At 47.6% G+C, this 14,152-nt stretch carries 14 protein-coding genes; 5 read left to right on the plus strand and 9 right to left on the minus strand.

Annotated elements, in window-relative coordinates; translation table 11 throughout:
• Positions 1 to 19: 19 nt before the first annotated feature.
• From MHI45_RS05980 to MHI45_RS05990, 3 genes are all read right to left on the minus strand, one after another.
• A complete protein-coding gene (locus tag MHI45_RS05980) occupies positions 20 to 1,855 on the minus strand; it encodes an extracellular solute-binding protein (protein WP_076109765.1) in 1,836 nt (611 codons plus the stop codon).
• Positions 1,856 to 2,026: 171 nt separating this feature from the next.
• Complete coding sequence (locus MHI45_RS05985; protein WP_038594234.1) at positions 2,027 to 2,920, minus strand: carbohydrate ABC transporter permease; 894 nt, start codon at positions 2,918 to 2,920, stop codon at positions 2,027 to 2,029.
• 14 nt (positions 2,921 to 2,934) lie between these two features.
• Positions 2,935 to 3,894: an ABC transporter permease gene (locus tag MHI45_RS05990; RefSeq protein WP_076109766.1), complete on the minus strand. Its 960-nt coding sequence runs from the start codon at positions 3,892 to 3,894 to the stop codon at positions 2,935 to 2,937.
• Between the two features lie 297 nt (positions 3,895 to 4,191).
• On the opposite strand from MHI45_RS05990, the gene MHI45_RS05995 reads away from it, so the two are divergent.
• Positions 4,192 to 4,728 carry a CDP-alcohol phosphatidyltransferase family protein gene (locus MHI45_RS05995; protein ID WP_218642519.1) on the plus strand — a complete coding sequence of 179 codons (537 nt, stop codon included), beginning with the start codon at positions 4,192 to 4,194 and terminating at the stop codon, positions 4,726 to 4,728.
• 12 nt (positions 4,729 to 4,740) lie between these two features.
• On the opposite strand, the gene MHI45_RS06000 is transcribed toward MHI45_RS05995, so the two are convergent.
• A complete protein-coding gene (locus MHI45_RS06000) occupies positions 4,741 to 5,424 on the minus strand; it encodes an SDR family NAD(P)-dependent oxidoreductase (protein ID WP_076109768.1) in 684 nt (227 codons plus the stop codon).
• 155 nt (positions 5,425 to 5,579) lie between these two features.
• On the opposite strand from MHI45_RS06000, the gene MHI45_RS06005 reads away from it, so the two are divergent.
• From MHI45_RS06005 to MHI45_RS06015, 3 genes are all read left to right on the plus strand, one after another.
• On the plus strand, positions 5,580 to 6,158 hold the full coding sequence (locus tag MHI45_RS06005) for a TetR/AcrR family transcriptional regulator (RefSeq protein WP_076109769.1): 579 nt from the start codon (positions 5,580 to 5,582) through the stop codon (positions 6,156 to 6,158).
• A 105-nt stretch (positions 6,159 to 6,263) separates the two neighbouring features.
• Positions 6,264 to 7,808 (plus strand): right-handed parallel beta-helix repeat-containing protein, encoded by a 1,545-nt coding sequence (locus MHI45_RS06010; RefSeq protein WP_076109770.1) that lies wholly within the window; start codon positions 6,264 to 6,266, stop codon positions 7,806 to 7,808.
• Positions 7,809 to 8,523: 715 nt separating this feature from the next.
• Positions 8,524 to 8,994 carry a hypothetical protein gene (locus tag MHI45_RS06015; RefSeq protein ID WP_076109771.1) on the plus strand — a complete coding sequence of 157 codons (471 nt, stop codon included), beginning with the start codon at positions 8,524 to 8,526 and terminating at the stop codon, positions 8,992 to 8,994.
• A gap of 292 nt (positions 8,995 to 9,286) precedes the next feature.
• Here MHI45_RS06015 and MHI45_RS06020 read toward each other — a convergent pair whose 3' ends face one another.
• On the minus strand, positions 9,287 to 10,171 hold the full coding sequence (locus MHI45_RS06020; RefSeq protein WP_076109772.1) for an SMP-30/gluconolactonase/LRE family protein: 885 nt from the start codon (positions 10,169 to 10,171) through the stop codon (positions 9,287 to 9,289).
• A gap of 153 nt (positions 10,172 to 10,324) precedes the next feature.
• On the opposite strand from MHI45_RS06020, the gene MHI45_RS06025 reads away from it, so the two are divergent.
• Positions 10,325 to 10,951, plus strand: coding sequence for a GyrI-like domain-containing protein (locus MHI45_RS06025; protein WP_076109773.1), 627 nt, complete (start codon positions 10,325 to 10,327; stop codon positions 10,949 to 10,951).
• A 128-nt stretch (positions 10,952 to 11,079) separates the two neighbouring features.
• Here the strand turns inward: MHI45_RS06025 and MHI45_RS06030 are convergent, their stop codons facing one another.
• The 4 genes from MHI45_RS06030 to MHI45_RS06045 form a co-directional block, all read right to left on the minus strand.
• A complete protein-coding gene (locus MHI45_RS06030) occupies positions 11,080 to 11,754 on the minus strand; it encodes a hypothetical protein (RefSeq protein WP_083675522.1) in 675 nt (224 codons plus the stop codon).
• Positions 11,747 to 12,436, minus strand: a complete 690-nt coding sequence (locus MHI45_RS06035) for a hypothetical protein (protein ID WP_076109774.1) — start codon at positions 12,434 to 12,436, stop codon at positions 11,747 to 11,749. The genes MHI45_RS06030 and MHI45_RS06035 overlap by 8 nt, the downstream gene beginning before the upstream one ends.
• A gap of 13 nt (positions 12,437 to 12,449) precedes the next feature.
• Positions 12,450 to 13,082: a YhbD family protein gene (locus MHI45_RS06040; RefSeq protein ID WP_341118921.1), complete on the minus strand. Its 633-nt coding sequence runs from the start codon at positions 13,080 to 13,082 to the stop codon at positions 12,450 to 12,452.
• A gap of 184 nt (positions 13,083 to 13,266) precedes the next feature.
• Complete coding sequence (locus tag MHI45_RS06045) at positions 13,267 to 13,881, minus strand: 50S ribosomal protein L25 (protein WP_341118922.1); 615 nt, start codon at positions 13,879 to 13,881, stop codon at positions 13,267 to 13,269.
• Positions 13,882 to 14,152: the final 271 nt, after the last annotated feature.

A 14,152-nucleotide genomic window follows, 5' to 3' on the forward strand; every position in this document is an offset into this window, starting at 1 on the left:
CCTTATGCTCTGCCCCTGCTTACTTTACACTTTTGCGGGCTTCGAACAGTTCTTCCGCTTTTTTGACCGAAAATTCAATAACGTCGGCATAGCCGAGACCGTTGACCTTGTCATGCATTTCCTTGTTCAGCTTGTCAAATTCAGCCTGATTTTTGGCAAAAACCATTTTCCAGGAAATCTGCTGAATGACTGTACCGATCTGTTTATTTTTCTGCTCCAGCGTTTTATCCATGATCAGCGGCTCTTTGCCGGTGAAGCCCTGCGGAGCAACGGCGAGCAGATTGTTTTTCTCAAAGTATTCCTTAGCCGTCAGTACGCCCATCTTTGCTCTCCAGTCACTGTCAAGCTTCGATGGATTGCGTTCCAGTGTTGTCTTCCACAAATTGTGGTCATACGGCTCGCTTGTCTCGGGATTCTCCATCGCCGGAACAACAAACGAGAAGTTCATCTGATTCGACCCGTAATAATAGTCACCACCGCCAAATTCTTCAGGTACTTGGGTGTTCTGCTGGTCAGTGTAAGCCTTCCAACCGAAATCGGTGACTACTGGCTGGCCATTGTTGTCAATATCCCAGGTCAAGCCCTTAGGACCGTTAGGTACAGCTGTTCCGCTGCCTGCCGAGAGCATCGCGCCTTCCGGCGTATACATCCAATTGAGGAACTCCATAATCCGCGCAGGCTCCTTGGCTTTTGCTCCGATGGAAATAATACCGTTGCCGCCGTACACATTGAAGCCTGTTGAATACATCAGTTCATCCTTAAACGGCACCAGTGCAAAACCTTTGCCTTCCGCCGTTCTTTCCGCGGTATTGTAGTTGGCGGCACCCAGCCACGGGAACCAGGAGAACAGCATACGGCCATCCTTGTATTTCGCCACCACATCATCAAATTTCTGGGTCAGGGAGTCAGGATCGAGCAGCCCCATTTGGTTGGCTTCGTAATACAGCTTGAGCGACTTCATGTACCAGCTGTCCTCGGAGAGGAAATCATAATATTTCTCTTCATCAGCTTTGACGTAGACTGCAGTATCGGGGATTTCATCATAGCCCAGCATGTTGGCGAATTGCTTTGCCAGCGTCATTTTGTAGTTGCCGTCCCAGTCGGACCAGAGCGAGAAGGCATAGGTTTTTTTGCCTTGCTCATTCTTCGGCTCAAGCTCCTGCATCTTTTTCAGGACCAGCAGGTAATCCTCAATGGTTTTAATCTCCGGTGCCCCGATTTGCTGGTACAGATCCCACCGTAAATCCGGTCCCCAAGTCATATCCTTGCCTTCGGAAGGGCCGGAAGGATTGGTAGCAACACTGTTTCCGATGCCATAGACTGCGCTGCCCCCGCCAAAGGCAACTTTAGCCTTCTCCACAGCTTTCGGGAATTGCTTCATGATATCGGTGCCGTATTTATCAAGCAGCCCATCCTGCGTCCAGTCCAGCAGCAGCTTTCCTTTGATCGCATTGGGATAGTGGTTTTTATCATCCCCGAAGACGATGATATCTCCAAGATCGCCGGAAGCCATCATCGCCGAGATTTTAGTGTCCCCGCCGGTCAGGTTGGAGGCGACGATATCCAGCTCGATGTTGAATTTATCCTTGATGACCTTAGCGAACCAGCCGGTCTGCGGACCCGCATAGTTGGCGGTTGTTGAGAATACCGTCAGCTTCAGCGGTTTGGAATGATCAAGTACGCCGTCATCCGGTGCTGCGGTTTCTTTTGCCGCATTCGTAGCCTCGGTGACCGGTTTATCTGTACTCTCCGCTTTGCCCCCATTGCCTGAATTCCCGTTTCCGCCGCCGCAGGCTGCCAGAACGAACACCATGATGGCGCTCAGCAGAAGCAGCGATAACCTTCTGAACTTCATAGCTTGTTACCCCCTAATAGTTTTGTGAGAATCTGCTCCTCTTGAATCTGCATCGAACAAAACCCGTTTCGTAAGCATACACTTTAAGTTTTGTGTACATTTGCATAAGTGCAAGCTCCGCCACAGGCAGAGCCGGACTCCATTCCTGTTCCTTGCAGTTGCTGCCTTGTGTCAGCCCTTGACTGCGCCGATCATAATGCCTTTGACAAAAAAACGCTGGAAAAACGGATACACAATTAGAATCGGCAGTACCACAATCATCGTTACTGTCATCCGGACCGAGGTCGGGGTCTGCATGTTCTGGACGCTGGCTGCCATATCCGGTGAATTGCGGATCAGCGCTGCCAGCGAACTGGACTCATTTAAGTAACGCCAGAGCAGAAACTGCAGAGTGTAATATTTCGTATCCGTCATCAGAAATGCGGTATCAATGAAGGAGTTCCACTGGCTTACCGCCGAAAATATCGTAATCGTAGCCAGAATCGGCGTTGTCAGCGGGACAATAATACTCCAGAACACCCGCAGATAACCTGCTCCATCCATGCTTGCGGATTCCTCCAGTGAAGGCGGGATCGCCTCCACAAAGGTTTTGACCAGAATAATATTGAATGGCGTAATGATCGTCGGCAGAATATAAGCCAGATAATTGTTGGTCAGATGCAGGTTGTGCATCGTAATGTACCAGGGAATCAGCCCGGCGCTGAAGTACATCGTAACCACAACGCTGCGGTACCAGATTTGCCGGCCCCACATCTCCTTTTTGGTGAACAGATACCCCAGGAAAGCCGAAGCGCCTACGGTCAGCATTGTGCCGACTACTGTACGGTAGACCGACACCAGCGCTGCATGGCTGAGCCCGCTGATCCGCAGCACCTTGAAGTAGTTGTCGAAATGGATCTCACGCGGATAATATTTGATATAGCCTGCCGCACTGAGATCATTGGAGCTGATCGTGTTGATGAACAGATAATAGAACGGATAAATGCAGCTCAGGGTGAACAATCCAAAGAGCAGATAGTTAATTCCCTGGAACAGGGCATCGCCGGGCTTTAGCTTTTTTCGCAAGTGGAGTCACCCCCTTAAATGATAGATTCGTCACGCACCACTCTCGACAGCGTATTGGCCGCGAACAGCAGAATGACGCTGACGACCGATTTCAGCATGCTGACCGCCGTGGCGAACGGGAAGTTGTTGGCAAAGGCGATATTGTACACATACAGGTCCAGCACTTCGATGGCATCCTTGTTCATTGCGTTCTGGAAGGCAAAATACTGTTCCATCCCGTTATTCACAAAGTTCCCGATCGAGAGCAGCAGCAGTACAAAGAAGGTAGGGATAAGACCGGGCACGGTAATATGCCAGATTTTGCGGAACCGGCTGGCTCCGTCCACCTCTGCCGCTTCATACAGCTCCTGGTCAATGCCTGCAATCGCCGCCAAATACAGGATTGCCCCCCACCCGAGCGATTTCCACCAGTACCAGGCAATCATCGTGACCCAGATATTCGAGCTGGAAGCAAGGAAATTGTATCCCTCATCGACTATGCCCAACTGCACGAGTATGCCGCTCACCACCCCGCTATCCACGGAAAACAGCGAGAACGCCAGCGCATAGACGAGAATCCAGCTGATGAAATTCGGAATCGTGGTCAGTGTCTGTACGAACTTGCGGTACCAGCCCGACTTAATTTCGGTGAGCAGTATCGCAAAAATGACCGGAAAAACAGAGGTTATCAGCCCCAGGGAGCTCATCACCACCGTGTTCTTCAGCACGCGCAGCACTTCGGCGGTCTGCGTCGGATTCGAAACCATAGTCCGGAACCATTTCAGCCCGACATACGGCGTGTCCGACAGCGGAATGCCGGGGATGAAATCATAGAACGCGTAGATCCATCCGCTGATCGGCAAATAGTAAAAAATAAAGGTCACAACAAGAAACGGAAGCGCCATGAGAAACAGCTTGTGTTTGTTCTGCAGCTTCCTGCGGGATGGACGGACCGGCTCCACTCCGCGAAGCAGCTCTTCGGAAGGTACCCCCATATCGGAATCTCCTATATCCAGATTTTTGTTTACGTTTTCATCCTAGCAGACCTAAGCACACCGCCGGGAGAGAGGACAGATCGCCTTTCCGTGAGAGCTGTAGCACAGTTTCGGACCATTTTCGCAGGGGAATGGACCATTTTCACAGGGTGATGCCAAAAGAAACAGACCGCCGGGAACCGGTGGCCTGTTTAACGTTCTATTGTGAAGTTATGAATTGCACATGAAGACGGTAACTGGGATGATTATCGCATCAACCAAATGAAGGGGACACATTTTTTATAGGAGGTTATGCCGTTGTTAAAAAATACCGCAAATATCCTCTCAATCAGCCGCATCGTGCTCCTGCCCGCCTTGTTTTTTACTTACGGCAATGCCCTGCTCTTTACGGCAGTCTATCTGGCTTGCGGGCTTAGCGATGTGTTGGACGGGTATATTGCCCGTAAGACCAAAAGTGAAAGTACCTTTGGCGCGAAGCTGGACTCCATTGCCGACCTCGGCTTTTTTGCTGTAGTTATGGTGTCGATCATTTTCAAGAATGGGGATGAAATATTAGAATATCTGCCATGGATCGCTGCCACCGTGCTCATTCGCATGGCCAACCTGGTCATTGCGGCGTATAAATATCATTCATTTGCCATCCTGCATACCTGGGGAAACAAACTTGCCGGTTTTTTGCTGTTTGCAACTCCGCTCATCCTTCACTTGGATCAAACGGCATGGCTTTTGCCGGTATGTTTCACCGCCGTTCTGTCGGCAGCGGAAGAGAGCATTATTCACCTTACCTCCACCGAACTTGATTTGAACAGAGCCAGCCTTTTTTACAAAAAATGAATGAATTAATAGTTATGGATTAGGAATTTTCGTCGGATCAAACCCTGGCGGGAATATTTCTTCAAAGCGGTCCTTTTTCTCGTATAGGTCATACCAAGTATCTGCAATGACATCCGGATCGCCTGCTGTACCGGCTTGTATTAAGGTTCCGATGGAAAGATGTCCGACAAATATACCTTTTTCTTTCAACTCATTGTGCAAGTTTGTAGCGTAATTACGAATACCCGACATAACGATTCCACCATTCCCGACAAAAGGCAACGGGAACATAGCAGATAAGCCTGTTGTAAATAGAATGGCGCCCGAATGGTTGTTTATCATATCCGGTAATACCTCATTGACCAAAAGAACGGCAGGCAACACATAGCTGTTTACTTGTTCTAATACACTCTCTGGCGTTGTTTCCAGCACATTTGTGAATTTATCCCACCCTGCATAAGGGCTAAACTCTAGCACATCGATAGAACCAAAATCCTTTTTAACCGCTTGAATGGTTAGTTTTAAAGCAGCCAAGTTCGTGACATCCGCTACATAAGACTGTGCTTCGATATTTAATTCTTTAAGTTCGCTTATGATCATTGATAATTTCTCTGGATTACGCGAAATGGCAGCCACCCTAAATCCGTTCTCTCCGAATTTTTTGGCTAGCGACAAACCTAATCCAGGACCTGCACCCACTATTGCAATAGTTTTCATTTTTCGTAAGCTCCTTTTCTGTGCTATATTAAAGTAACAGGTGTTGCTTTAATGGATAATATACAACCTATGATTTAATGCAACAACCAACAATTGATGCACAAATGTTGCTATAGCGACAAGCTTGTTAATATGTCGGGTTAGGGGTGAAGCAAATGGCGGCAAAAGTAATGAATGTGCGAATGACACAAACGAAACAGTCTTTGATTAACGCATTTTTTCATTTGGTTTCCAAAAAGGATTTTGAAAAAATAACAATAGCGGATATAACAAAAGGAGCACAAGTCAACCGGGCTACATTCTATGCGCACTTTACTGACAAATACGAATTATTGGACTACGTTATGGGAGATTCCGCATCAGCTGCCATTGTAAAACACACTGCAGGCGTAGTGAAATTCGATCAAGACAGCATCCATCAACTCGTATTAGCAGTATGCGATTTTTATCGACCACCTGACATCCAATGCCGCAGCAGCTATGTAGGCTTAGTCGTACCACAATTGAAAGAAAAAATAGTAAATGGGTTGAAGGAATATTTGTCGAAAAGTCTGGAAGACATCTATACAGCTGACGAGAAAAATATTTATGTGCCTATTTTTGCACAAGTCATCCATGAAGGTGCCATTCAATGGGCTACCGGGAACGTAACTACTCATAAAGAGGACGTCGCCATGAGAGTTGCATTATTAGTAATAGGTGGATTTCATTCTTCCGAGCTGACGTTACGCTAACGGGGCACATTTACTCAAACATTACTAGATAGCGCATAAGAGCCACTTACGGATGACTATAGTATAATTACAAGAAAACCATTCAGGGAAGGCAGATCCAGCTCAATGCAAACAAAGCGTAAATTTTTCATACTGAGTTTGGTAGTTGCAACCGTAATGATTATGCTGTTGCAATTGCGTGCCACTTCTACTTCCGCAGCTGTTCCTACTTATTTTGTTGACTCCAAAGGCAGCGATGACAACGAGGGCACCAAAAAATCTCCCTGGAGAACGCTCCAGCATGCAGCAGACTCCGCAAAACCGGGCAGCACGGTGTATGTAAGAGGAGGCGTCTATAAGCAAAAGCTTAAAATAAGCCGTTCAGGCTCAGCCCGGGAGGGTTCGATCACGTTCGCTAATTTCCCGCAGGAAAGAGCAATCCTTGATGGCAGCGGACTTTCTGTCACAGGACAACAAGGCCTGATTGAGATTGAAAATGCCAGCTATATTACGATTAAGGGGTTTGAGATCCGTAATTTCAGCACAGCAAAAACAGAGCAATTGCCAATAGGTATATTTGTCCACGGTTCTGGTAGCTATATTAAGATACTGAATAACAAAGTACATGATATCAAAAATACTGCAACACCATCCGGCATTGACCTGCTTGGCCGGGATGCTCACGGTATCGCTGTGTATGGCACTGAGGCTCCCGCCTCCATTCATCATGTAACGATAGAAGGTAATGAGCTATATAAGCTGGTACTGGGTTCAAGCGAGTCCCTTGTTATCAACGGAAATGTCGATACTTTTGCCGTGACGAACAATCTCATTCATGATAATGACAATATCGGTATCGACCTCATCGGCTTCGAAGGAACGGCGCCGCATCCGTCCTACGATCAAGTGAGAAACGGATTAGTCAGTGGCAATAGAGTATATAACATCACATCCAACTATAACCCTTCTTACGGTACATCACTTCCTAACCATAGCAATGCAGCTGGCGGTATTTACATCGATGGGGGAAAAGACAGCGTTATTGAACGAAATTACAGTTACAACAACGATATTGGCATTGAAATTGCCAGTGAACATGCAGGGAAATCCACAAGCGAGGTTACCGTGCGGAGCAACATAGTCTACAGTAACCGGTATACGGGAATAGCGCTGGGCGGATACGATATGGAACGAGGTTCAACAGTAAATTGCAAGATCATCAACAATACCCTATATCACAATAATTCGCTAAATGATGGCAGTGGTGAAATTTTGCTACAGTACGATACCAAAAATAATATGATCACCAATAATATCATCTTTGCGAATTCATCGAATGTCTTCATCTATAACGAACAGAAGAAAAACTCGGGAAATGTAGTAGACTACAATCTTTATTTCGCTCCCGGAGACGTATCGAAAGCAAGTTGGATTTGGAAAAACCAGGAGTATATCGGTTTCACCACCTATAAGACCCGTACCGGAAATGATAGCCATTCTGTATTTGCCGATCCTGGATTTGTGAAGCAAGCCTCACATGATTTTCACCTTAGAGCTGCCTCCGCCGCAATCGATGCGGGTAAATCTTACAGTTTCATCGTCAAAACCTTGGACATTGACGGTCAAGCAAGACTACGGGGAGCATCAGTTAACATAGGGGCTGATGAGTAACGGCTCACGTACGTCTGATAGTCTTTGCTCAACTATTAGGAAAAAAAGTTTAACCTACTGGAGACGGGATAAGTTATTATGTAAATATTCTTAGCTATATGGATTGGTTAGCAACCGGTCGTGATTGCATTGTTAGTTGAAATTGACGGTTATTTTCACAGATCTTACATTTCGGGTGCCAAGTGTACTAAGCAGGAGTTAAAACAAAAATATCTAAAAGTAAAAGAGCAAGTTACTGATTTAAGCGATTTACCCGAAGTCTTTTACAAGCTCTACAATTTCGAACAGTTACCTCTTAAAGGAGAGGTAGAGGTGGATTTTGTAATCGATACTGACACGGATAGGATTTACAAACCGAGTTATTGAGATAACGGAACACCTTAATTCAATAGAGCAACGGCAGTCTAGAACGATATTTCGTTCATGGCTGCCGTTGTTTGGAATCCACTTAAAAACACCACTTAGGTCTTAGAAGCTTTAGTAGCTGTGGTTTTAGCACCAATTGTAATCAGAGATTGCCTTTGTTCGTCCTGAGTTGCCTTGGCCATTTCCTATGCTGTAGGATACTTGAGTGCCAGTTTTAGGACGCTAATTGTACTTGTTTTTTAAAAGCTAGCTTTAGGACTTTGTCCCTTAAGAAATCAGTCGAATAAACTAACATCTCCTTGAAAATAATATTACTGTATCACCAAAACTACAACTTAGGAGGTTAACAATGACGCAAGTACCAAAAAAAACAAAGACATATCAAAATTCACAATCTATATCGGGTATTTTTAGAGAAATAACGGGCTTGACATTAATTGGGAAGACAGCGCCTCTAGAACCCGACCCACATATATTGCATGACGATGACCAAAATTTAGATTTAGCACGGCTAGATGGTCATGAAATTACTATTTGGGAAGATGGCACATGTGAAAGTAGTTTTAAAGTAACTTCACTAGGAGCTGAACCTGAAGGAATATATTCAGCAACGTTAGTCTATCATTTTTTAGATAGCGCCAATAGAGAAATTGGAAAATGGAATGAAGGAATCTTTCCAGTATCTTGTGGTACGATGAATGAACCACGTAATCCACGTGGTAGTTATGACGGAAGCCTCTATGACAGAATTGCCCATGTTGAGTGTCCTGTTGAAGGGACTTGGGTGTGGTGTGCTAGCGATGACGATGGGATTAAGTAATGCAACTTTAGAGTGATTATAAAATTTCTCTGGGTATCGTGTACTATTCAAAATTGCGTATGAAGAGCCCTCGTTTTGAATAAAGAACGATCAATTGTTTTCTTCAAGATTTATTCAGTTAGACAAAAAAGAGAACGCTCCCGAGCTTTCGCTTGGGCTACGTTCTCTACATCCTATTAGCGATTATAAATTAAGCACCCATACGTGTAGCATGTAGTTCTTCATATCAATCAATAAACGAGACTAAGCACTAAGATAACTATATTTTTATTAAAACAACAGGTAACCCATACTACCGCACTTTGCCTGCAAAAACATTGGCCGGCACTCCCTGCACCCCGGCTTTGAACTTAAACAGTCCTCCAGCCAGCGGCCAGTGCTGCAATTCTTCTTCGCTCATCCCGCTTCTCGCTGTAGTGATGTACAGCTCGTCCAGCGCCTTGCCGCCGAAAGTGCAGGAGGTTACATTCTTGGCCGGCACTTCAACCTTGCCGATCTGTTTCCCGGTGTGCGGATTCCAGCGCGAGACACAGCTCCCGCCCCACTGGGCCACCCAGAGCATGCCCTCACGGTCAATCGTCATCCCATCAGGACCGCCTGCACCTTCCGGCAAAGTAAAAGCGGTCCTGCGTCCGCTGACTGTCCCGCTCTGCAGATCATAATCCATAACATCCACGCCCCGGGTCGGCGTATCAATGTAATACATCAAGCTGCGGCTGTCATCCCAGGCCAGTCCATTTGAGATGCCGATGTCCGGCAAGACATGGCGCACCTCCCCATGAGGCTCCATGACATACAGATTGCCCGCCCCCGGTGTTGAATCCATACTCATGGTGCCGAACCATAGCCGGCCTGCACTGTCGCATTTGGCATCGTTCAGCCGGTTGCGGGGCAGCTCAGGCTCCACTGCAGCGATAAGCTGCGGCTGCCCGTTCTTCTTGAAGCTATAGATTCCGTCCTGCAGCGCAAGTATCCAGCCGCCGTCTGCGGCCGGCACTGCCGCACTGACCATGCTATCGAAGGAATAGATCTCCTCGCCTTGTCCCATAGGTTCATAAATTCTCAGCCGTCTGCCCTCGATATCAACCCAATGAAGTTTACTTTCCTGTCCGTCCCAATGGGCGCCTTCCCCAAGCAGTGCTTTCGCGTCAATTACCAATTCAGCTTGACCAATCATTGAAGCTCCTCCTAATTCATGCCAGTATATTACATTACTCTTTATTCTACATCCTTCTACTTTTCTAATCTACTCCGGTCGAAGATGACACTCTTATGTCTAGTTACACATGCTATTCTTAGATTAACACAATCTATTGATGAGGTGATTCCTATGAAATACGAATGGAAAAAGCAGGACAAGGCCCTGTATCTGCCCGCCGTCGAACCAGCAATTCTTACAGTGCCTGCATTTCCTTACTTTATGCTGCAGGGAGAGGGCAATCCGAACAGTGAGACCTTTGCCGATGCTGTAGGTGTACTGTACTCTCTGGCTTACGCGGTAAAGATGCTTCCCAAAAAAGGACCAGCACCTGAGAGCTACTACGATTATACCGTTTTCCCGCTGGAAGGCATTTGGGATCTGAACCCTGAGGGCCGCAAGAAAGCTGTCCTAGACAAAGACGACCTGCTCTATACCTTGATGATCAGGCAGCCTGATTTTGTGACAGCCGATCTTGCGGGTGACATCCTGGAGAAGCTGAAGACTACCAAACCGCATCCACTTCTGCATAAAGCCGCCTTCGGAAGCTCCGAAGACGGCCTAAGTGTGCAAATGCTTCATCTGGGCTCTTACGATGAGGAGCCGCAGAGCTTCGCGCGGATGGAACAATATTGTTCCGAACATGACTTGCAGCGGGTTGCCCACACCCACAGGGAAATCTATATTTCAGATGCCCGCAGAACAGCGCCGGAGAAGCTGAAGACCGTCCTTCGCTTTCAGGTATCCCGGCAAGCTTAGTGCCGGGGCTGCCGCAAAGCCTGCTGCGGAATGTCCAGACTGACAGAACAAGTGGCAGCATACTCTGTTCTTCAGCCTGCGGCATCCGGCTTCTGGCTTCTCATGCAACAGGCGGTGTATCCGGCGGCTTACTTCGTAACCTTCACCTGCTGCTTCACGGTGGCACTCTTGTGAATTTCCAGCTTGCCGCGGTATTCCACGATCCCGATTTCGCAATCTGCACCAATGATGACGTTTTCCCCCCGCACCACTTCTGCACAGGTATTTTGAATGTCTACCTGGTCTCCTTCAATCACCCGTGCTGTGAACAGAATCTCCTTCGGCTGAACCTGCTTCAGCAGAGCCCCCGCCTTGCTGCGCTTGATGGTAATGCTGCCTCCCCCGACTTCTGACGATCGGCTGGGTCCAAACAGCACAAGCTCCAGATTGTCTGCATTCAGCAGCCTGCCTACCCTAAGCGCACCGGTCATTTGCAGCTTCTCCGCTTCGCAATCTCCAGACACCTCCAGATCGCCGCTCAACTTGAATCGTTCAGCGCTTAAGCTGCCACACTTTATCTCCCCTTGTCCGTGCAGGGCTCCTGCCGTAAGCCGCTCTTTCACTTCAATTTCACCGGTGAGCTTCAACTTCTCCGTCCGCAGACTACCAGAAATCCCGCTGTTCCCGGTCAAAGAAAAGCTCAGGCAATCCACATCTCCGGCAAACTTGCCTTCACCGGTCACCTTCACATCGAGAAAGCATCCGCCCATAGACGATGAAGTTCCAAGAATTTTCAGATTATTGCGCTCAGCAGCATTACTCACCGTACTTCTCCACCTTTCCCACACTTGAACCAGGATGCACTTTCAGTTCCGAGCGGTATTCCAGCCGCCCGATCCTGCAGCCTATTCCGATTATGACCTTGTCGCCCCGCACAATATCCGCTGTCGTATTTTCCAGTTCAAGATAGTCACCTTCAATGACCTTGGCAAGCAGCTCAGTTCTAAACCGGGGAATTAACCCGCCCAGCAGTTTGCTCACAAGATGTGAATCCCTCTGCCGGACAATCAGGCTCTCCACACCGATCTCATCCGCCTTGCTTTGCCCCTCAAGAGTGAAATCCATATATCCCGCACTAAGCAAGCCGATTACTGTAAAACTCCCCTCACCCTCAAAACGCTCCAGCTCGCAGCTTCCTGTTACACGGATCATCCCGTTCAGGATACAGTTCTCGCCGCGCAGGGGACCATCTATCGTGACCATTCCGTCCAGCTGCATTCTCACGGACTCCAAGCTGCCGTTGATTTTGAGCTTTCCATTCACGTCCATTTCTTCTGCTGAAAGATTCCCGTTCATCTGTATAACCCCGTTGCCCTTGAAATTCCGCGCCAGAACCGGCCCGTTCACCCGGCTTACTCCGTCCAAATTAACGTTGTTATAGGTCCCGCCTGCGGCGCCGCTCACTCCGGCCATCTGCAAATCCGGCAGTTGTTTATCAATAAGCATTAACCATTCCTCCTTAATTCACTTTGCCCTTCAGCTGTTCCAGCAAATCCGTGAAAGCGAGTCTGCTAACAAGCCTTACACCCTCATCAAAAACCAGATCGGCTGGAGATGCAGCGAGCAGGAACATGCTAACGCCCATTTTGCGGACAAAAAACAGCTCCCAGCTCTTCCCCTCGAACCTCTGCGTATTCACCGTCAGTGTATAGAACAGCCTGTCGGCTTCCTCCAGATTCACCTCGCCTTGGCTAAGCAAGAGGTCAACGGCAAATAGATGTACAATCTGCTCAAAGGCATATTCCTGAACTCCGCCTCCGTCCAACCCACCGAATCTGTCCAGGGTCAAGTTCGAAACAATGTTACGTTCTAACATTTGCTTCGCCGTCAACGACAGCTTGTAGAGAGTTGAAGTATCACCTAACCTGTCTGCCAGCTCATCCAGTGAAAGATCATCCTTCATGTGGATAATATTATGGATCCGACCCAGAATTCTGTCTTTCGGAAAAAAGGTTTCCTGCCCGGTAAACGTAGATTTGCGGATAAACCACTCCTCGGGAATCAGCTGTTTCCGTTTCCAGCGGTACAACTGCCCGTAAGAAATGCCGGTCAGCTCCAGCAGATCCTTCTTGGAGATCAAATCTTCTTCCATCTTGATCACTCCTTGAAACGATCGTAACATAACACTGTTACGTTGTAAATTATGAAACAGCAAATTTCCCGGCCCCATACCAAGTCACATCAGCCAAATCATTGCACACAAAAGGAGCAGACAGCTCCTTGTTAAGGAAATGTCTGCTCCTATTTAAACTAAATCTTCAAGTCCGCTAAGTAGCTTATTCTTCCGTCTTGCCCTCTTCGGAAGCCACGGCTGCTGCCGGTTCGGCAGTATCCGTATCCGTCGGCTCTTCAGCAGCGACAGGAGGCGAAATTCGTACGATCAGTGTATCCTCTGGTGTCAATACTTCCCAGCCTTCATGCTTCGGCAGATCGGAGACCAGCAATTGATCGCCAATATCAAGGCCGCTGATATCTACTTCAAAGGTAGCAGTCAGCTTGTCCGGCAAGGTGCGGATATCCAGCTCATAGAGCTCCACCTGCTGACTGCCGCCGCTCTTGACGCCGACAGGATCACCGGTAAAGTGGAAAGCAACCTTGGTGTCCAGCTCAGCCTTCATATCAATCTGATGCAGGTCCACATGCAGCAGCTTGCGTGAAAGCGGCTGGCGCTGCACTTCCTGGATCACCACATTCTTGGAGCCGGAATCCGGCAGTTCCACCTTGAGAATCGCCCGCGGGTTCTTGCCGAGAATTTCGTTCAATGTCTTCACATCCGCTGTAAAGGATTGGCTATCTGAACCTGCACCGTAGACGACAACCGGTACAAAGCCTTTGCTCCGCTGTGAAGAGGTCGAGCCGGATCTTTCAGTCAAACGTACTGTGGTATTCATGATATTTCCTCCTAAAAGTTTTGTCAGCTTGGGCTGCAATGAATTACTACGAACAAAACTGGCTTCGAATGCATATGCTTAGTTTTGTCAGCTTGGGCTGCAATGAGTTACTACGAACAACTGACTTAAGTATTAAAAAAACAAGACCAATTAGATGTATAGGTCTAATCAGTCTATTATTAACCATATTTACCTGCTGTGGAAACAGTATAGCACTGCCAGTACACCAAGTCAAAATCGGTAAATATTCAATTATAATACATATTTATAA

The organism is Paenibacillus sp. FSL H3-0321 (assembly GCF_038002865.1).
GTDB lineage: Bacteria > Bacillota > Bacilli > Paenibacillales > Paenibacillaceae > Paenibacillus_AQ.